The following is a 19567-nucleotide window of genomic DNA, read 5'->3' as shown; positions in this document are numbered from 1 at the left end:
CCAGGCTAAAGGTCGTCGAGTCTCAGCTTACGCCGCGCCTGGCGTAAAGTCGCCTCGGCCAGCGGCACGAATCCCGCCTCGGCGACACTTGCCTGGCCGCTTGCCGACAGCACCCAGTCGAAGAAGACCTGCTCCAGGGCGGGCAGGCGCTCCTCCGGGGGCAGATTGACGTAGAGGTAGAGCGTTCGGGTCAGCGGATAGGTGCCACGAACGACCGATCGAGGCGTAGGCGGCACACGTCGCCCCGCATTGTCGACGAGGGCCAGCGGTTTCACCATCGCGTTGAGATAGCCCATGCCGACGTAACCGATGCCCGTGACGTTGTCGGCGACCGCCGCGACCACCGCGGAAGACCCCGGATACTCGTTGGTGGCGGGGCGAAAATCGCCGTGGCACAACACCTCCCCCTTGAACACGCCGTAGGTACCCGAGGCGGAATTCCGCCCGTGCAGGGCAATGCGCCTTTCCTGCCAGCGCCCCTTCAGGCCCAGCTCGCCCCACGCGCGGATGGGGCCGCCACCGGCGCAGCGTCGCGTCTCGGAGAAGACGGCATCGAGTTCTGCCAGGCTGATCGCTTCGAGGGGGTTGTTGCGGTGCACGAATACGGTCAGGCTGTCGAGAGCCACGGGCACCGCCAGCGGCGGATAAGCGTAGCGATTCACGAAGGCCGCTCGCTCATCCGCGGTCATGCGTCGGGACATGGCGCCGACGCGGGAGGTACCCTCGACCAGGGCCGGCGGTACCGTCGCCGACCCCGTCGCCTGAAGCTGCAGGCGCAGCCCCGGGTAACGCCGCTCGAGCTGCTCGCCCCAGGCCATCATCAGGGGGGCCAGGGTGTCGGAACCCACCACCTCGAGAGCGCCGACCACCCGTGGCGCTTCGGCTCGCGCCGCAGGGAGGGTCACCAGCAGCGCCCAGGCCAGCAGTGAAGCCAGCACCGGGGCCAGCCGGTGGGTGGCCACGTTCGATATTTCGACAAGTCTCGCGCATCGCCTCGCTGGCATCGCGAAAGGTTCAAGAATTGCCATCTATGGCCGATCTCCCGCGGGGGCGTTTAAGATACCCGCTCACCATCGCACAACAACAACCCGACGGATGCCAGACGATTATGACCGATCTCGACGATGCTCCCGCACCACGGGGCGACTTGACCCTCAAGCTGCTCACCTCGCGCCACGACACCAACTTCTATGGCGATATCGCCGGTGGCTGGCTGGTCAATCACATGGACCAGGCCGCCGAATTGTGTGCCGGGCGCCTGGCTCACGGTCGCACCGCGACGGTCGCCATCGAGGCCATGGATTTCCTGTGCCCGGTGCGGGTGGGCTCCGTCGTGCACATCTTCACCGAGGCCCAGGACATCGGGCGCAGTTCGGTCAAGATCGATGTCGAGGTCTGGATACGCCCGCCCCAGGAGCGCAACCCCGATGAACTCTACAAGGTCACCGAGGCCCGCTTCGTGATGGTCGCCCTGGATGACAACGGCCGGATCCGCGCCGTGCCCGACGAGTGACGCTACGAGGCACCGGCCACCAGTTGACGGTTCTGCAGATAGGCAAACTCACCGACATCGGTATAGGACGAGACGAGTTGCTGGAACGACCTGTAGGAGTCGTAGACCTTCTTCGAATCCTCGTCCTTGTCGACCTGCTCCTGCAACACCTCTTCCGAGGCCTTGCCGAGTGCCTTGATGACATCGTCGGGCAGGGAGCGCAGCTTGACGCCGTGCTTGTCGACCAGCGCCTTCAATGACTCCGCATTGCGGTAGGTGAACTCATTGATCATGGCCAGGTTGGCGGAACGTGCGGCTTCCTCGACCACCACCTTGAGATCGTCGGGCAGTTCCTTCCAGGCATCCAGGTTGACGGTGCCCTCGAGCGCCGCACTGGGCTCGTTCCAGGCCGACGTGTAGTAGTAATCGGCGACCTGATGCAGGCCGAAGGCCAGATCGTTGTAGGGGCCGACCCAATCGGCGGCATCCAGCACGCCGGTCTGCATCGACGTGAATATCTCCGAACCGGGCATGTTCACCGCCGCGGCGCCGATGCGGTTCATGACCTCACCGGCCAGCCCCGGCAGACGGATCTTCAGCCCCTTCATGTCCTCCAGGGAATTGATCTCCTTCTTGAACCAGCCGGCCATCTGGGTACCGGTGTTGCCCACCGCGAACGGCTTGAGATTGTGCTTCTCGTAGAGGGCGTCCCAGAGTTTCATGCCTTCGCCCTGATAGAGCCAGGCGTTGGTCTCGGTGACGGTCATGCCGAAGGGTACCGCGGTGAAGAACTGTGCCGCCGGCACCTTGCCCCGCCAGTAGTAGGAGGCGGAGTGGCCCATCTGCGCCGTGCCGCTGGAAACCGCATCGAACACCTCCAGCGCCGGCACCAGCTCGCCGGCACCGTACACGTCGACCTGCATGCGCCCCCCCGAGAGTTCGCTGATGCGCTCGGCGAAATCACTCGCGCCGGTGCCGAGGGCCGGGAAGTTCTTGGGCCAGGAGGTGACCATCTTCCAGCGAATGGTTTCCTGCTCTTCGGCCCGAGCCGTCGAGATAAAGGGTGCCGCGACGGCACCGGCACCGAGGGCAGCGAGAAACTTGCGGCGTTGCATGATGGCGTGACTCCTGTTGGCTATTCTTCTGTCCCTGAAGACGGTCGAGGATGCATGGACGCCAACAGTATGCGCGATAGCCGAATTGAGCGGCAAGGCAACGCGGGAGCCTGGCGTTCCTGGGGGTTACAGCGGTGTCAGCTTGGCAAACCCCAGCACCAGCCACTTGTCGCCCTCGCCCTCGAAGCTGACCTGCACCCGGGCGCGCTCGCCCTGGCCCTCGGCGTTGAGAATCACCCCTTCGCCGAACAGGGGATGGCTGACCCGCTGGCCCAGGGAGAGTGTGGGCAGGCCGTCGCCGGCAGTCACCGACTCCTGTTGCGCCAGGCCACGGGAGGAGCGGGCGGCGGTGACGGGCCGCGATATCTGACCGCGCAGGCGCACCTCTTCGAGCAATTCTTCCGGCAGCTCGCGCAAGAAGCGCGACGCTCGCTGGAAGGTCTCCTTGCCGTGCAGGCGGCGCAACTCGGCGTAGGTCAGGTAAAGCTTGTGCATCGCCCGGGTCACGCCGACATAGCATAGACGCCGCTCCTCCTCGAGACGGCCGGGCTCTTCCATGGACATCTTGTGCGGGAACAGTCCTTCCTCGACACCGGCGATGAATACCACGGGGAACTCGAGGCCCTTGGCGGAGTGCAGGGTCATCAATTGCACGCAATCCTCGAATTCATCCGCCTCGTGATCGCCGGCATTGAGCGCCGCCTCGGCCAGAAACGGCTCCAGGGCCGCGGCACCCTCCCCGGCCTCCTGCATCAACGGCGTTTCGCCCTGGGTGAACGCCCGAGCGGCGTTGACCAGTTCCTCCAGGTTCTCGACCCGGGCCTGGCCCTTCTCGCCCTTCTCGTTGCGGTGGTGATCGATGAGCCCCGAGATCTCGTTCACGTGGGTGATGATCTCGTGAAGCCTCAGGCCCGCGGTATCGTTATCGAGCCGCTCGATCAGATTGGCGAAGGCCGACAGGGCATTGCCGGCGCGGCCCTTGCAGGTGCCGTCGCCGACGCTGTCGTGCAATGCCTGCCACAGCGACACCCCCTGGCTGCGGGCCCGCTCGCGCAGGATCTCCACGGTGCGGGTACCGATGCCTCGCGCGGGCACGTTGATCACCCGTTCCAGGGAGGCATCGTCATCCCGGTTGAGCAGCAGGCGCAGATAGGCCAGGGCGTTCTTGATCTCCAGGCGTTCGTAGAAGCGCTGGCCGCCGTAGATGCGATAGGGCATTCCCTGGCGAATCAGCGTCTCCTCGAGCACCCGGGACTGGGCATTGGAGCGATAGAGGATGGCGATCTCGCGGCGATGAAAGCCCTCGTCGACCTTCTCCCTGATGGTATCGACGATGAAGCGCGCCTCGTCGAGATCGTTGAAGCCGGCATAGACCGAGATCGGCTCGCCCTTGACGCCGGCGGTCCAGAGTTCCTTGCCCATGCGTCCGGCATTGTGGCTGATCAGCGCATTGGCGGCATCGAGAATGGCGCTGGTGGAGCGATAGTTCTGTTCCAGCCGTACGGTGTGGGTGTTCTTGAATTCCTGCTCGAAGCGGCGGATGTTCTCGACCCGGGCGCCACGCCAGCCATAGATAGACTGATCGTCGTCGCCGACCACGGTCACCCCGGCCTGCTCGCCGGCAAGCAGCTTGAGCCAGGCGTATTGCAGGGTGTTGGTGTCCTGGAACTCATCGACCAGCAGATGGGCGAAACGCTCACGGTAATGGGCAAGCAGGCGCGGGTTGTCGCGCAAGAGCTCAAGGCTTCTCAGCAGCAACTCACCGAAGTCCACCAGTCCACCGCGCTCGCAGGTCAATTGATAACGCTCGTAGAGCTCGACCATCTGCCCCAGGTAGGCATCGCCATGGGTCTGCACCTGATGGGGGCGCAGCCCCTCCTCCTTGCAGCCGGAGATGAAGTACTGCACCTGGCGCGGCGGATAGCGCTCGTCGTCGATACCGTGATCCTTCAACAGGCGCTTGACCAGTCGCAACTGGTCGTCCGAGTCGATGATCTGGAAATGCTGGGGCAGGCGCGCATCCTGCCAGTGGGTGCGCAGCAGGCGATGGGCGATGGAGTGAAAGGTGCCGACCCAGATGTTGCGCAGCGACAGTCCCAGCAGCGCCTCTAGGCGGGTACGCATCTCCCGGGCCGCCTTGTTGGTGAAGGTTACCGCGAGGATGGCGTAGGGAGAGAGACGCTCGACCTGCATCAACCAGGCGATGCGGTGCACCAGTACCCGGGTCTTGCCCGAGCCGGCGCCGGCCAGCACCAGCATGTTGCCCTGGGGGGCGCTGACGGCCTCGCGCTGGGCCGGATTGAGATCATCGAGAAGCGGCGAAACGTCGCCCGGCGAAACGTCGTCCATGGAAGCGGCTGTCGGCGTCGAAAATGGAGGCTCAGCTTAGCATATCTCCCATTGCCGGCAGAGATGATGCCGCTTTTCGGAAGATAAACTTTAAGAACTGAGCGAACGAAGGCAAGGCGAGGCAAAAACCGACGAGAGAGCGGAGTTTACTATAGTAAATGAGCAAATCTCGTCGGTTTTTAACACTGCCTTGCCGAGTGCAGCCAGTTCTACTCGGACTCGGGGAAGCGCAGCGGATTCAGGCTCCGCTTCACCGCCTTCAACTGCTCGGCCAGCTTGGGCCCACGGGTCTTGGCCACACCCACCGCCAGCACGTCGATCAGCACCAGGTGGGCGACCCGCGAACTCATCGGGGTGTAGATCTCGGTATCCTCGTGCACGTCGATGTGCAGCGGCAGCGTCACCTCGTCGGCCAGGGGCGATCCCCCGGGGCACAGGCCGATCACCGTGGCGCCGGATTCCCGGGCCATGCGCACGCTGGCCACCAGGGCGCGGGTACGCCCGGTCTGGGAGATGGCCACCACCACGTCGCCTTCCTTGAGGGTCGCCGCCGACATGTTCTGCATGTGCGGATCGGAATAGGCCGATGTGGAGATCTGCAGTCGGAAGAACTTGTGCTGGGCATCGAAGGCCACCGCGCCGGAGGCACCAAAACCGTAGAACTCGACACGATTGGCCATGGCCAGCGCGTTGATCGCACGGCCCAGGGCATCGTTGTCGAGCCGATCACGCACCGAGAGCAGCGTGCCGATGGTCGAGTCGAAGATGCTGTGGGAGAACTCGGCCACGCTGTCGCTGTCGTTCATCGAGAACTGCGCGAACTGGCTGCCGGTCGCCAGCATCTGGGCGAGCCGGAGCTTGAAGTCCTGGAAGCCGTTGCAGCCGAGCGCTCGACAGAAGCGGACTACGGTGGGTTCACTGACCTTGGCCTCGGTGGCCAGATCGACGATGCGCATGTGGATGACTTCGTCAGGGTTGCGCAGCACGAAGCGCGCCACCTTCTGCTCGGAGCGCCGAAAATGCTCCATGCGGCGTCGCATTTCATCGAACAGGGCATGGCTCACGCATTCACTCCCGGACCCTCGTCGCCCTAGCACGACTCAGGCGACTCTTGTATGAAGAAAACTCACTTGAAATGGGCATTACTTGAGAAATCGTATTTAACGCCACTGCCATGATACCTGAGTTATAGTCAGATACGACGCGTCGACAACTATTGACTTTTGATGGCAAGGAGCGTCGCTAATGCGTAATACCGAACAACTGTCCTCGATTCAGCGTGAACTTCTCGACATCTTCATGTCCATGGAAGTCGCCGAGCACGAAGCGCGCAAGAAGCATGCCGCGGTTCGCTACCTGCGAGCCCGTCGCGGTATCGAGATCCACAACGAGGAAAAACGCCTGGAGCGCGATATCGGCGACTACGACGATACCCTGCAGTAGTCGTACGCCGCTGCGCTGACCACGCGGCACCTTTCATCGATGGGCCCCGACCAGCCGGGGCCCATGGCAACGCTTTCTCTGGCCTTTGGCTACTATGTCAAAGGCTGCTGACGAACACCACCACCACACCGATGGGTGCGATGAAGCGGGTGGTCAGATTCCACAGCTTGCTGCCGGTATCCCCCAGGCCCAGCTCTCGGCGTACCTTGTCGCCATCCAGGAACCAGCCGACGAAGACCACCGCCAGCAAGCCGGTCAGGGGCAGCAGGTACTTGCTGGTCAGGGTATCCAGGAAGTCGAAGATGCTCAGCCCCAGGAGGCTGACCTCGGACCAGGCATTGAAGGAGAGCAGTGCCGCGATGCCCAGGGCCCAGGTTGCCGCCCCGGCCACCAGGGTCGCTCCCACCCGGGACAACGGCGTGCGTTCCTCGACGGTTTCGACGACCGGCTCGAGCAGCGAAATCGCCGACGTCAGGGCGGCGAAGGTCAGCAGCAGGAAGAACAGCAGTCCGATGACCACGCCTCCGGTCATGTTGCCGAAGGCCAGGGGCAGGGTGACGAAGATCAGGCCCGGGCCGGAACTCGGATCGAGACCGTTGGCAAACACGATGGGGAAGATCGCCAGGCCCGCGATCAGGGCAAACAGCGTGTCCAGGATGATCACCGTGCGCGCGGTACCGAGCAGGTCGACATCCTCCCCGAGGTAGGAACCGTAAGCCATCATGATGCCCATCCCCAGCGACAGGGTGAAGAATGCCTGCCCCATGGCGGCCAGCACCACGTCACCACCCAGCTTGCTCCAATCCGGGTTGAACATGAAGCTTATCGCTTCTCCGAAGTAGCCAGAGAAGAGGCCGTAGCCCACCAGCACCACCAGTATGATGCCCAGGGCGGGCATCAGGGTACGCACCGCTCCCTCGAGCCCCGCGGTCACCCCCCGGGCGACGATGCCGATGACCAGTATCATGAATAGCGAATGCCACAGCAGCAGCGTGCCCGGGCTGGCCAGCAGTCCGTTGAACAGCGCCCCGATGCCGTCCGCATCCTGACCCGAGAAATCACCGGTGACGGAACCCAGCGTATAGGAGAGCGACCAGCCGCCGATCACGCTGTAGAACGACAGGATGACGAACGCTCCGAGCACGCCACTGATGCCCAGCAGCACCCAGCCCTTGCTGCGCCCTTCCTGCTTGGCCAGGTCGGCCATGGTGTTGATGGGGTTCTTCTGACCGCGACGCCCCAGCAGCCACTCCGCCACCAGGATGGGCAGCCCCACCAGGGCGATGCAGATCAGATAGACGAGGACGAAGGCGGCGCCACCGCTCTCGCCCACCATGTAGGGGAATTTCCAGATGTTGCCCAGTCCGACCGCGGACCCGGTCGCGGCCAGGATGAAGGTCAGCTTCGAAGACCATTGCGCGTGGGATATTTTTGCCATGTTGTACCTGTTATAGCTGGTCGCCATCGACTCGTGGAGGCGACGCTTGTCTTGTTGTTGCCGCGCGGAGCCACCACGCGGACATGAGTTCACGACAAAACTATCCGATGACGAGGCCGATGACCAGCCTGGAAGCCTGGCCCCCCTGCTTTTGTCCCTCAGAAAAGTGATGCCTGACGCTCGCCGGGGAAGTCGGCAAGCGGAGGAAGTGCTTGCACACTCGAGAGCCTTGAATGGAAGCGCCTTGCCAATTGCGGTGCCTGGCGATTGTCCGGTGTGTGCACAAACAGGAAAGGGGTTTTCCCCTGATTTATCCACAGGGAAAGCCGTTCACACCAGGCAGCGAAGTAGCGTTCATTTATCGTCTTGTCAAGATGTCCGATAAACCGAACGATCGGGGTATCTGCCGTGGAGAGCACGTGTAGCGGGCGTTTGGGTTTTTCGGCCTGGGCCTTGAGCAGCCTGGGGTCACCCCCTGCCGGTGTGGAGAAGAGCGGCCTGACATCGAGCATGACGCGAGCCACGCCGTGAGTTATCAACAAGCGGTTGAGTTGTCGTTCGGCGTCCCCCTTGTGGAAAAATTCACTGGCGCGCCCCTCGACCGCGCAGGGGATCTTGCTGGGCCAGCGTTCGAGAAGCGCAGCCAGACCGGCCAACTCGTCGTGACCGAAATCCCGGGGTAACTGGACCATCAGCGGCCCCAGGCGATTTTGCAACGGAGCGAGGCGAGCGATGAAATCGTCGAATTCATCGGCGATGCCGATCAACCGCTTGTCGTGAGTCAAGCGGGCGGGCAGCTTGAAGCAGAAGCGTAAGTCGCTCGGTACCTGCCGGGCCCAGGCCAGCACGATCTCTTCCCGCGGGGCGCCGCTATAGAAGGTGGTGTTGCCCTCGACGGCGGAAAACACCCGGGCATACTCTCCGAGAAAGGCCTCGGATGGCGTGTGGCGGGCATAGAGCCCGCCACGCCAGTCGCCGTTGGCCCACATCGGCAGGCCAAGGTGAAAAGTCCCCATCGTGGGCTTACTCGACGATCACTCGACGGTGACCGACTTGGCCAGGTTGCGCGGCTGGTCGACATCCGTGCCCTTGAGCACCGCCACGTGGTAGGAGAGTAGCTGCAGCGGCAGGGTGTACAGGATCGGCGCCAGGGCATCGTCGACATGGGGCAGGCGCAGGACCCGAACGCCCTCGCTCTCCTTGAGGTTGGCCTGCTCGTCGGCGAAGACGAACAGCTCGCCGCCCCGCGCCCGGACTTCCTGGAGATTGGACTTGAGCTTGTCGAGCAATTCGTCGTTGGGGGCTACGGAGATCACCGGCATCTCGCTGTCGACCAGCGCCAGGGGACCATGCTTGAGTTCGCCGGCCGGATAGGCCTCGGCGTGGATGTAGGAAATCTCCTTGAGCTTGAGCGCCCCTTCGAGGGCGATGGGAAAATGCGCGCCACGTCCCAGGAACAGCGCGTGGTGCTTCTCGGCAAACTCGGTGGAGAGCCTCTCGATATCCCCGTCCAGGGCCAGCACCTGACCGATCAGCCGCGGCAACGCGCGCAGGGACTGGACGATCCGCGTCTCGTCGGCCTCGTCCATGCCGCGCACCCGCCCCAGGCTCAGGGTCAGCAGCATCAGGGCGACCAGCTGGGTGGTGAAGGCCTTGGTCGACGCCACGCCGATCTCGGGGCCGGCCTGGGTCATCAGGGTCAGGTCGGATTCCCGCACCAGCGAACTGCCCGGCACGTTGCAGATCGCCAGGCTGCCGACGTAGCCGCGCTCCTTGGCGAAACGCAGGGCCGCCAGGGTATCGGCGGTCTCGCCGGACTGGGACAGGGTGACGAACAGGGTGCCGTCGGGCACCACCACCTCGCGATAGCGGTACTCCGAGGCAACTTCGACCTGGGTCGGGACGCCGGCGTACTTCTCGAGCCAGTAGCGCGCCACCATGCCGGCATGGTAGCTGGTCCCGCAGGCGATGACATGGATCTGCCTGACCTGGCCGAACAGGGGCTCTGCCTCGGTACCGAAGCTGTTGACCAGGACATGGCGATCGGAGAGACGGCCTTCCAGGGTGGCGGCGATCACCTGGGGCTGTTCGTAGATCTCCTTGAGCATGAAATGGCGATAACCCTCCTTGGAGGCGGCACCGTCGCCATGCTCGAAGGTCTGGACCGGGCGTTTCTGGTGCTCGCCGGCGGTGTCATGCACGACGATGTCGCCCCCCGGGGCCAGGCACACCACGTCACCCTCCTGCAGGTACATGAAGCGATCGGTGACCTGCAGCAGCGCCAAGGGGTCCGAGGCGAGGAAGGCTTCCTCGACACCCACGCCGACCACCAGCGGGCTACCCTTGCGGGCACCGACGATCATGTCGGGCTGGGCCTTGTGAACCACGGCCAGGGCATAGGCGCCTTCCAGCAGCGCCACGGCGTTGCGAACCGCCGTCGGCAGATCCTGGGAAAGGGTGAACTCCCGGGCCAGCAGGTGCGCGACCACCTCGGTGTCGGTCTCCGAGGTGAACACGTAACCCTGGCCTTCCAGCTCGTCTCTGAGCGTCTCGTGATTCTCGATGATGCCGTTGTGCACCACTGCCAGGCTTTCCCCGGACTGGTGCGGGTGGGCGTTGTGCTCGCTGGGCCTTCCATGGGTCGCCCAGCGGGTATGCGCAATCCCGACGTGGCCGGCAAGAGGTGACGCCTCCAGGCGCTCCTCGAGCATCGCCACCTTGCCGGCGGCGCGCTGGCGATTGAGCCGTCCCTCATCGGACAGTATCGCCATGCCGGCAGAGTCGTAGCCGCGATATTCCAGTCGCTTCAACCCTTCCAGCAGTATGCCCTGCACATTGCGCTTGGCTACCGCGCCGACGATTCCACACATGGTGCTTGACTCCTCACTGTTCCTTTCCGGGGGTTTTCACGGGGCGCGGCCAGCCCTGCCGGCTGATCTGGCGTCCACGAGCCACCGCCAGTGCCCCCGCATCGACATCCTTGTTGATGGTGGAACCGGCGCCGACGGTGGCGCCCTCTCCCACCTTGACCGGCGCCACCAGGGCCGTGTTGGAACCGATGAAGGCACGATCGCCAATCTCGGTGAGATGCTTGTTGGCGCCGTCGTAGTTGCAGGTGATGGTCCCGGCCCCGACATTGACCTCCCGGCCCAGGCGGGCGTCGCCCACGTAGCTGAGATGGTTGATCTTGGCACCCTCGCCGAGGCTGGCATTCTTGGTCTCGACAAAATTGCCGACCTTGGCCCGTCGCGCCAGGCGGGTGCCGGGGCGCAGACGCGCAAAGGGGCCGATCTGGCTCTCGCCCTCGAGGGTCGCCCCATCGATCACGCTGTGCGCCTCGATCACGCTGCCGGGGCCGATCCGGCTGTCGCGAATCACGCAGTAAGGACCGACCCGAACGCCATCGTTCAATTCGACATCGCCCTCGAACATGCAGCCGACATCGATCTCGACGTCTCGCCCGCAGCGAAGGCGACCACGCACGTCCAGCCGCGCCGGATCCGCCAGCGCCACGCCATCGTTCATCAGCTGCTCGGCCTGGGCGAGCTGGTAGGCGCGTTCGAGACGCGCCAGTTGCAGCCGGTTGTTGACGCCCTCCACCTCCACGGGCGTCGCTGGCTGGGCAGTGGCAATAACGGTGCCCTCGGCGGCCGCCATGGCGATCACGTCGGTGAGGTAGTATTCGCCCTGGGCATTGTCGGCGGAGAGCCGGGGCAGCCAGCGCCGCAGTTGATCGGCGGTCATCGCCATGATGCCCGTATTGCACTCGGTGATCGCGCGTTCGTCCTCGGAGGCATCCTTGTGCTCGACGATCGCCACGGCGCGCCCTTCGGGGTCGCGCTTGATGCGTCCATACCCCGTGGGATCGGCCAGCGTGACGGTCAGGAGCCCCATGCGCCGCTCGTCGACCTGTTCGAGCAGAGAGGCCAGGGTGTCACGCCGAATCAGCGGCACGTCGCCATAGAGTACCAGCACCTTGCCCTCGCCCAACCCCTCGAGGGCCTGGACGACGGCATGACCGGTGCCCTTCTGTTCGCTCTGCACCGCGAACTGCACCGTGCAATCGGCAAGACTCTCGCGTACCTGTTCCCCCCCGTGGCCGATCACCACATGGAGACGATCCGCGCCGAGCCCCGTGGCGGTGTCGATCACGTGACGCACCATCGGCTTGCCGGCCAGGCCATGCAATACCTTGGGTCTTTCCGAGCGCATGCGGGTTCCCTGCCCCGCCGCCAGGATCACTACATCAAGTGTCATCCCTGTCCCTTGTTCGTGCTGAAAATCGAATCATTCTAAAGCCCAACGAAGCGGGGTACCAACGTATCTATACCAGATAGACCAATGCCTGTCCCAGGTCGTCTGCTTGCACCACTCTTCGCTCAGCCATGCCGATTCGGGGGTATGCCTCGACTCGGGGCTCGTGCTTAACAGCCTGAATGGTGAGGCATTACAAAAAAGTACCCCGGAGAACCCAAGCTCTCCGGGGTATTCGCGATAGCGTTGAAAAGCGGCCTCGAGCTAGCCGCGGCCGCTTTTCTTTCGCAATTGCTCGAGGGTACGCAACTGGGCGACCGCCTCGGCCAACTCCGCCGCCGCTCGGGAATAATCCATCTCCGAGTGCTGCTCGTTGATCGAGCGCAGGGCTTCCTTGCGCGCCTCTTCCGCCGCGACTTCATCGAGATCGTGGGCCCGCGTGGCGGTATCGGCCAGTACCGACACCAACCTCGGCTGTACCTCGAGAAACCCGCCGGTGACGTAGTAGAGTTCTTCCTCGCCGCCCTCGCGCATCACCCGCAACGGACCCGGTTGCAACTCGGTCATCAGCGGTGCGTGACCCGGGAGGATCCCCAGGTCCCCCATCTTGCCCGCTGCGACGAGCTGGTTGATCTCGCCGGAGAAGATGGATTGTTCAGCACTGACGATCTCGCATTGGAAGCTGTTCGCCATACCTTAGTCCTCTAACGTGGAGGGCTTCACTTCATGTTCTTGGCTTTCTCGACGGCTTCGTCGATGGTGCCAACCATGTAGAAGGCCTGTTCCGGCAATTCATCGTATTCGCCGTCGAGAATCCCCTGGAAACCGCGGATGGTATCCTTGAGCGATACGTACTTGCCCGGGGAGCCGGTGAACACCTCGGCGACGAAGAACGGCTGGGACAGGAAGCGCTGGATCTTGCGCGCCCGGTTCACGGACATCTTGTCCTCGTCGGACAGTTCGTCCATCCCCAGGATCGCGATGATGTCCTTGAGTTCCTTGTAGCGCTGCAGCACATTCTGCACGCCGCGGGCGGTATTGTAATGATCATCGCCGACGATCAGCGGATCGAGCTGACGCGAGGTGGAATCCAGCGGGTCGATGGCCGGATAGATCCCCAGTTCGGCGATGGAGCGTGCCAGTACCACGGTGGCGTCCAGGTGGGCGAAGGTGGTCGCCGGCGACGGGTCGGTCAAGTCGTCCGCCGGCACGTAGACCGCCTGGACGGAAGTGATCGAGCCGGTCTTGGTCGAGGTGATGCGTTCCTGAAGCACCCCCATCTCCTCGGCCAGGGTCGGCTGATAACCCACCGCCGAGGGCATGCGGCCAAGCAGTGCCGAGACCTCGGTGCCCGCCAGGGTGTAACGGTAGATGTTGTCGATGAACAGCAGTACGTCACGTCCATCGTCACGGAACTTCTCCGCCACGGTCAGGCCGGTCAATGCCACGCGCAGGCGGTTGCCCGGCGGCTCGTTCATCTGGCCATAGACCAGCGACACCTTGTCGAGAACGTTGGACTCCTGCATTTCATAGTAGAAGTCATTGCCCTCGCGGGTCCGTTCACCGACCCCGGCGAACACCGAATAACCGCTGTGCTCCGTGGCGATGTTGCGAATCAGCTCCATCATGTTGACGGTCTTGCCGACACCCGCCCCGCCGAACAGCCCGACCTTGCCGCCCTTGGCGAACGGGCAGACCAGATCGATGACCTTGATGCCGGTTTCCAGCAGCTCGTTGGAGGCCGCCTGATCGGCGTAGCTCGGCGCCTTGCGGTGGATCGGCATGCGCTCCTGCTCGCCGATCTCGCCCGCCTCGTCGATGGGCTCGCCGAGCACGTTCATGATCCGGCCCAGGGTTTCCTTGCCCACCGGCACGGAAATCGCGGCACCGCTGTTCTCCACCTCGAAGTCTCGCTTCAGGCCTTCGGTGGAGCCCATGGCGATGGCCCGCACCACGCCGTCGCCCAGCTGCTGCTGGACTTCGAGAATGGTCCCGGCTTCCGAGACCTTCAGCGCGTCGTAGACCTTGGGCACTTCGTCCCGCGGAAACTCTACGTCAATCACCGCGCCGATGATTTGTACGATACGTCCGCTCATCTTGGTTCCTCTTAAATACCTGCAAATGAAGCCTGGTTCACCGGCGCGCTATACCGCGGCGGCCCCGCTCACGATCTCGGAGATTTCCTGGGTAATGGCTGCCTGACGAGCCTTGTTGTACACCAGTTGCAGATCGTCGATCAGATTGCCGGCGTTGTCCGTCGCGTTCTTCATCGCGATCATCCGCGCCGCCTGCTCGCAGGCCGCATTCTCCACTACCGCCTGGTAGACCTGGGACTCGATATAACGCACCAGCAGCTTGTCCAGCAGCTCCTTGGCATCCGGCTCATACAGGTAGTCCCAGCTGGTGGAACGGGTCTGTTCCTCGTCGTCGGCGTCGTCATTCACAGCAACCAGGGGGACCAGTTGGCGGGCGATCGGCTTCTGGGTCATGGTGTTGACGAATTCGTTGTACACCACGTACAGGCGATCCAGCTCGCCTTCGTCATAGGCATCCAGCATCACCTTGACGCTGCCGATCAGATCCTTGGTCTCCGGTGCCTCGCCTATGCCGCTCTTGGCCGCCATGAGGTTGCCGCCGTAGTTGCGGAAGAAGGTGCCGGCCTTGCTGCCGATGGCCACGAAGTTGACCTCGACGCCCTTGTCACGCCACTGGCGCGCTTCCCTGATCACCGTCTTGAACAGGTTGACGTTCAAGCCGCCGGCCAGGCCGCGATCGCTCGATACGACGATGTACCCGACCCGCTTGACCTCGCGATCGATCATGTAGTCGTGGCGATACTCCGGGTTCGCCTTGGCGATATGCCCCACGACGTGACGAATCTGCTTGGCGTAGGGCTGGCTTGCCGCCATCCGCTCCTGGGCCTTGCGCATCTTCGATGCCGCGACCATTTCCATGGCGCTGGTGATCTTCTGGGTATTCTTGATGCTCCCGATCTGGGTGCGAATCTCTTTTGCCGCTGCCATCGCGATCTACCTCATTCGTGACTCTCAGAGAAATCGCTGGCCCGGGTATCCGGGCCAGGAGGATTACCAGGTCTGAGTAGCCTTGAATTTCTCGACGCCAGACTTGAGACCATCCTTGATCTCGTCGTTGTAGTCGCCGGACTGGTTGATCTTGTCGAGCAGCTCACCATGCTCGGCCTTCATGTAGTCATGCAGCGCCGCCTCGAAATCGAGGACCTTGTTGACGTCGATGTCATCCAGGAAGCCTTCGTTGGCCGCGAACAGCGACAGCGACATCTCCGCCACCGACATCGGCGAATACTGCTTCTGCTTCATCAGCTCGGTGACCCGCTGGCCGTGCTCGAGCTGCTTGCGGGTCGCTTCGTCCAGGTCAGAGGCGAACTGGGAGAAGGCCGCCAGCTCGCGATACTGGGCCAGGGCCAGACGCACGCCGCCCCCCAGCTTCTTGATGATCTTGGTCTGGGCCGAACCCCCGACGCGAGATACCGACAGGCCGGCATTGATGGCCGGACGAATCCCCGAGTTGAACATGCTGGTCTCGAGGAAGATCTGTCCGTCGGTGATCGAGATCACGTTGGTCGGCACGAACGCCGAGACATCGCCACCCTGGGTCTCGATCATCGGCAGCGCGGTCAGCGAACCGGTCTGGCCTTTGACCTTGCCCTCGGTGAACTTCTCCACATAGTCGGCATTGACTCGGGCGGAGCGCTCGAGCAGACGCGAGTGCAGATAGAAGACGTCGCCGGGGTAGGCTTCACGGCCCGGGGGACGCTTGAGCAGCAGGGATATCTGGCGATAGGCCCAGGCTTGCTTGGTCAGGTCGTCGTAGACGATCAGGGCATCTTCGCCGCGATCGCGATAGTACTCGCCCATGGTGCAGCCGGCATAAGGGGCCAGGAACTGCATGGCAGCCGGGTCGGCGGCACCGGCGGCGACGACGATGGTATGTTCCATGGCGCCGTGCTCTTCGAGCTTGCGCACCACGCTGGCAATGGTCGACTGCTTCTGACCCACCGCCACGTAGATGCAGGTGACGCCCTTGCCCTTCTGGTTGATGATCGCATCGATAGCGATGGCCGACTTGCCGATCTGGCGGTCGCCGATGATCAGCTCGCGCTGGCCGCGACCGATCGGCACCATGGAGTCGATGGACTTGAGACCGGTCTGGATCGGCTGGTCGACGGACTGGCGGGTGATGACGCCTGGCGCGACCTTTTCCACCGCGTCGGTCATCTTGGCGTTGATCTCGCCCTTGCCGTCGATGGGGTTGCCCAGGGCGTCGACCACGCGACCGACCAGCTCGGGACCCACCGGCACCTCGAGGATGCGCCCGGTACACTGGGCCGTCATGCCCTCCTCGAGCAGCTGGTAGTCGCCGAGCACCACGGCACCTACACTGTCGCGCTCCAGGTTGAGCACCATGCCGAAGATGCTGTTGGGAAACTCGATCATTTCACCGAACATCGCATCCGCCAGACCGTGAACCTGCACGATGCCGTCGGATACGCTGACGATGGTGCCCTGATTGCGGGCTTCGGAAGCGACATCCAGCTTCTCGATACGCTGCTTGATGATGTCGCTGATCTCGGAAGGATTCAGTTGCTGCATGCCGTGTCCCTCAGGCTCAGACGGAGAGCGCATCGCGCAGACGGGCCAGTCGACCGCGTACCGAACCGTCGATGACGGTGTCGCCGGCACGCAGGATGACGCCGCCCAGCAGGGCGCTGTCCACCTGAGTGGTAATGGAGATTTCTTGGTTCAGGCGCTTGGCCAGAGCACTCGCGAGCTTGTCTTCCTGCTTGTCGTCCAGCGGAAAGGCAGAAACGATGGTCACGTCCATGCGCTTCTCCTGCTGGGCCTTGAGCAGCTCGAATTGCTCGGCGATGTCCGGTAGCGCCATCAGACGATTTCTTTGCGCGAGGGTACGCACGAGATTGCGCCCCTCTTCGTCCAGTGCCTTGCCGCAGACATCAATGATCGCATCGGCCTTTTCCTTGTCGGAAAGTCGAGGATTCCCCAGGATGCTGGACTGCATGTCCTCGTTGGCAGCTACTTGTGCCGCCAGTTTCAGCATGTCGGACCAGGTCGCGAGCTTCTTCTTGGCCAGGGCCAGTTCGAATGTCGCCTTGGCATAAGGTCGGGCAACGGTAGACGTTTCAGCCATGGGTCACCTCCTCAGAGCTCGGTGGCGAGCTTGTCGACGAGCTCGCGATGTTTTTTCTCGTCGATGGAGGATTCCAGGATGCGTTCGGCCCCTTCGATGGCGAGTCGTGCCACTTGCGCACGCAACTCTTCCTTCGCGCGGTTGATTTCCTGATCGATCTCGGAACGGGCGTTGGCAATCATGCGTTCGCCCTCCTGGCGGGCGTTGTCGCGCGCCTCCTCGACCATCTGGTTCGACCGCTTGTGGGCTTGCTCAAGAATTTCCGCTGCCTGTTCCTTGCTTTCACGCAACGTCTCGTTGGCCTTTTCCTGGGCCAGTTCGAGGTCACGGTTGGCACGACTGGCGGCATCCAGGCCGTCGGCGATCTTCTTCTGACGCACGTGGAGCGCATTGCTGATCGGCGGCCACACATATTTGGTGCAGAACCAGACAAATATCGCGAAAGCGATCATTTGCCCGATTAGCGTCAAGTTGATATTCACAGGGACGTACCTCTGACAGATTCGTGGCGACCGGAAACAAGCAAACCGAGCGCGGTACGCTCGGTATGCCAATTGTTAACCGGCGACGACGAAGATCAGGTACATTGCAATACCGACGCCGATCATCGGCACAGCGTCCAGCAGACCTGCCATCAGGAAGGTCTTGGTCTGCAGTTGAGAGCTCAACTCCGGCTGACGCGCAGTGGTTTCGAGCAGCTTGCCGCCTAGCAGGGCAAAGCCGATGCCGGTACCCAGAGCGCCGAGGCCGATCATGAGGGAAGCAGCAATGTAGACGAGTTCCATGGTGAGGCTCCTATCGAGTTGATATTAACGTGCAAGGGGTTAGTAGGTATGACGTCATTGGATACTGCGTGATTCAGTGATGCTCATGCGCGGCATTCAGATAGACCACCGTCAGGACGGTGAAGATGAACGCCTGGAGAGTAATGACAAGAATATGGAAGATGGCCCAGGGTACGTTCAGGGTCCAGGATATCCAGAACGGCAGCAGTGCGATCAAAATGAAGATCACCTCGCCGGCGAACATGTTGCCAAAAAGACGCAGCCCAAGGCTGAGCGGCTTGACCAGCAGACTGATGATTTCCATCACCAGATTGAAGGGAATCAGCAACCAGTGGTTGAACGGCGTCAGAGACAACTCCTTGGCGAAGCCCCCGACCCCCTTGACCTTGAGGCTGTAGAAGATGATCAGGAAGAACACACCGAGCGCCATTCCCAGAGTGGCATTGGGATCGGTGGTGGGCACTATCTTCATGTAGTCGACGCCCAGCTGGGCAAATAGACCGGGTAACAGATCCACCGGGAGCAGTTTGAGCGTGTTCATCAGGAAGATCCAGACGAACAGGGTCAGGGCAATCGGTGCGATCAAACGATTCTTGGCATGGAAAGCATCCCGCACGGTACCTTCGACGAATTCGAAGACCATCTCGATGGCATTCTGTAGCTTGCCCGGTACCCCGGTGGTAGCCATCTTGCCGACCTTGCGGAAAAGCCAGATGAATAGAACCCCCATGGCCAAGGACCAGCCCATGGTATCGAGATGAATGGCCCAGAATCCCATCTCGGCGGCTTCGGTAGCAGAATGGGCAATCGACCAGCCATTTTCGGGATGGTGACCGAAGGTGAGGTTCTGCAGGTGGTGCTGGATGTACTCCGTGGAAGTCGGATTGTTGCCTGCCATTGCACTGCCTCGATATCAGGTGTGCGACGGTCTGCGCAGTAGCCAAGGCCCCAGCCATTGGGCAGACAGCGTCGCCACGTAAGCGCCAAAGAAGAAAGCGGGGTTTGAAGGGGGCACTGCCACGAACACCAGCGTGAACAGTGCAGCCGTCAAACCGAACTTGCCGGCCTCGGCACGATAGAAACTCTTGACGATGTCCCTGGCGAATCGCGCTCCCTGAAAACGGAAGACGCGCCAGGCAAAGTAGGCGTTGGGCAACAGGCACACCAGGCCACCAAGCAGCGCCGAGAGTGCCGCCGACTCCCCACCCATGAGTGCGCTCACCAGCGCGACGACCAGCACGATGCCCGACTGAACCATGAGCAGGTGCGTGAATCGAGGTCGCTTGAGCTGAGCCGGTTCTGGATTGCGCATTTTCTCGTCTCTTGCCCCCGGGTGATGTTCGCCCGGAAGGCCTCCAGCACCAAGCCTCGGCGGATTATAGGGAAGCCCCGCCAAGCCTTCAACCGAACCAGGCGCGAAATTGCGCGATCTCTTGAGAGCTTACGACCAAAGAGCAACGATCTTCAGGAAAAACATTACGCTGCTAAACAAAACCCGGGGCCG

The 19567-nt window shown here is 62.6% G+C and carries 19 protein-coding genes; 2 read left to right on the top strand and 17 right to left on the bottom strand.

All coding sequences use genetic code 11. The annotated features are described in order from the left end of the window. Nucleotides 1-5: 5 nt before the first annotated feature. Entirely contained in the window at nt 6-962 is a 957-nt protein-coding gene (locus BUA41_RS05035; protein WP_072820371.1) for a PstS family phosphate ABC transporter substrate-binding protein, read from the bottom strand. A gap of 146 nt (nt 963-1108) precedes the next feature. On the opposite strand from BUA41_RS05035, the gene BUA41_RS05030 reads away from it, so the two are divergent. Beyond that, nucleotides 1109-1513: an acyl-CoA thioesterase gene (locus BUA41_RS05030; protein ID WP_072820369.1), complete on the top strand. Its 405-nt coding sequence runs from the start codon at nt 1109-1111 to the stop codon at nt 1511-1513. Nucleotides 1514-1515: 2 nt separating this feature from the next. On the opposite strand, the gene BUA41_RS05025 is transcribed toward BUA41_RS05030, so the two are convergent. From BUA41_RS05025 to hexR, 3 genes are all read right to left on the bottom strand, one after another. Beyond that, nucleotides 1516-2607 carry a TRAP transporter substrate-binding protein gene (locus BUA41_RS05025; RefSeq protein ID WP_072820367.1) on the bottom strand — a complete coding sequence of 364 codons (1092 nt, stop codon included), beginning with the start codon at nt 2605-2607 and terminating at the stop codon, nt 1516-1518. A 126-nt stretch (nt 2608-2733) separates the two neighbouring features. Continuing rightward, the gene (gene uvrD / locus BUA41_RS05020; protein WP_072820365.1) at nt 2734-4956 is read right to left on the bottom strand and encodes a DNA helicase II; all 2223 of its coding nucleotides are present in this window, start codon (nt 4954-4956) and stop codon (nt 2734-2736) included. A gap of 209 nt (nt 4957-5165) precedes the next feature. Next, on the bottom strand, nt 5166-6020 hold the full coding sequence (gene hexR, locus BUA41_RS05015) for a transcriptional regulator HexR (RefSeq protein WP_072820363.1): 855 nt from the start codon (nt 6018-6020) through the stop codon (nt 5166-5168). 181 nt (nt 6021-6201) lie between these two features. Here hexR and BUA41_RS05010 point away from each other — a divergent pair, with 181 nt between their 5' ends. Next, nucleotides 6202-6399, top strand: a complete 198-nt coding sequence (locus BUA41_RS05010; protein WP_072820361.1) for a PA3496 family putative envelope integrity protein — start codon at nt 6202-6204, stop codon at nt 6397-6399. 97 nt (nt 6400-6496) lie between these two features. Here BUA41_RS05010 and BUA41_RS05005 read toward each other — a convergent pair whose 3' ends face one another. The 13 genes from BUA41_RS05005 to BUA41_RS04945 form a co-directional block, all read right to left on the bottom strand. Continuing rightward, nucleotides 6497-7837, bottom strand: coding sequence for a sodium-dependent transporter (locus BUA41_RS05005; protein ID WP_072820797.1), 1341 nt, complete (start codon nt 7835-7837; stop codon nt 6497-6499). A 158-nt stretch (nt 7838-7995) separates the two neighbouring features. Further along, entirely contained in the window at nt 7996-8853 is an 858-nt protein-coding gene (locus tag BUA41_RS05000; RefSeq protein WP_072820359.1) for a DUF72 domain-containing protein, read from the bottom strand. A gap of 18 nt (nt 8854-8871) precedes the next feature. Further along, the gene (gene glmS / locus BUA41_RS04995) at nt 8872-10707 is read right to left on the bottom strand and encodes a glutamine--fructose-6-phosphate transaminase (isomerizing) (protein WP_072820357.1); all 1836 of its coding nucleotides are present in this window, start codon (nt 10705-10707) and stop codon (nt 8872-8874) included. Between the two features lie 13 nt (nt 10708-10720). Further along, nucleotides 10721-12094 carry a bifunctional UDP-N-acetylglucosamine diphosphorylase/glucosamine-1-phosphate N-acetyltransferase GlmU gene (gene glmU, locus BUA41_RS04990; RefSeq protein ID WP_072820355.1) on the bottom strand — a complete coding sequence of 458 codons (1374 nt, stop codon included), beginning with the start codon at nt 12092-12094 and terminating at the stop codon, nt 10721-10723. 261 nt (nt 12095-12355) lie between these two features. After that, nucleotides 12356-12784, bottom strand: a complete 429-nt coding sequence (locus BUA41_RS04985) for a F0F1 ATP synthase subunit epsilon (protein WP_072820353.1) — start codon at nt 12782-12784, stop codon at nt 12356-12358. A gap of 26 nt (nt 12785-12810) precedes the next feature. Further along, on the bottom strand, nt 12811-14187 hold the full coding sequence (gene atpD / locus BUA41_RS04980) for a F0F1 ATP synthase subunit beta (protein WP_072820351.1): 1377 nt from the start codon (nt 14185-14187) through the stop codon (nt 12811-12813). Between the two features lie 48 nt (nt 14188-14235). Beyond that, nucleotides 14236-15114, bottom strand: coding sequence for a F0F1 ATP synthase subunit gamma (gene atpG, locus BUA41_RS04975; protein ID WP_072820349.1), 879 nt, complete (start codon nt 15112-15114; stop codon nt 14236-14238). Nucleotides 15115-15177: 63 nt separating this feature from the next. Further along, nucleotides 15178-16722 carry a F0F1 ATP synthase subunit alpha gene (gene atpA / locus BUA41_RS04970; protein ID WP_072820347.1) on the bottom strand — a complete coding sequence of 515 codons (1545 nt, stop codon included), beginning with the start codon at nt 16720-16722 and terminating at the stop codon, nt 15178-15180. 16 nt (nt 16723-16738) lie between these two features. After that, entirely contained in the window at nt 16739-17278 is a 540-nt protein-coding gene (locus tag BUA41_RS04965; RefSeq protein ID WP_072820345.1) for a F0F1 ATP synthase subunit delta, read from the bottom strand. 11 nt (nt 17279-17289) lie between these two features. Then, nucleotides 17290-17760 (bottom strand): F0F1 ATP synthase subunit B, encoded by a 471-nt coding sequence (locus BUA41_RS04960; RefSeq protein WP_072820342.1) that lies wholly within the window; start codon nt 17758-17760, stop codon nt 17290-17292. 75 nt (nt 17761-17835) lie between these two features. After that, nucleotides 17836-18063 carry a F0F1 ATP synthase subunit C gene (atpE, locus tag BUA41_RS04955; RefSeq protein WP_072820340.1) on the bottom strand — a complete coding sequence of 76 codons (228 nt, stop codon included), beginning with the start codon at nt 18061-18063 and terminating at the stop codon, nt 17836-17838. 73 nt (nt 18064-18136) lie between these two features. Beyond that, nucleotides 18137-18961 carry a F0F1 ATP synthase subunit A gene (gene atpB, locus BUA41_RS04950; protein WP_072820338.1) on the bottom strand — a complete coding sequence of 275 codons (825 nt, stop codon included), beginning with the start codon at nt 18959-18961 and terminating at the stop codon, nt 18137-18139. 15 nt (nt 18962-18976) lie between these two features. Next, nucleotides 18977-19375 carry a F0F1 ATP synthase subunit I gene (locus BUA41_RS04945; RefSeq protein ID WP_072820336.1) on the bottom strand — a complete coding sequence of 133 codons (399 nt, stop codon included), beginning with the start codon at nt 19373-19375 and terminating at the stop codon, nt 18977-18979. Nucleotides 19376-19567 lie beyond the last annotated feature (192 nt).

The organism is Modicisalibacter ilicicola DSM 19980, assembly GCF_900128925.1.
In the GTDB taxonomy this organism is placed as follows: domain Bacteria; phylum Pseudomonadota; class Gammaproteobacteria; order Pseudomonadales; family Halomonadaceae; genus Modicisalibacter; species Modicisalibacter ilicicola.
This window is presented reverse-complemented; position numbering and strand designations above follow the sequence as displayed.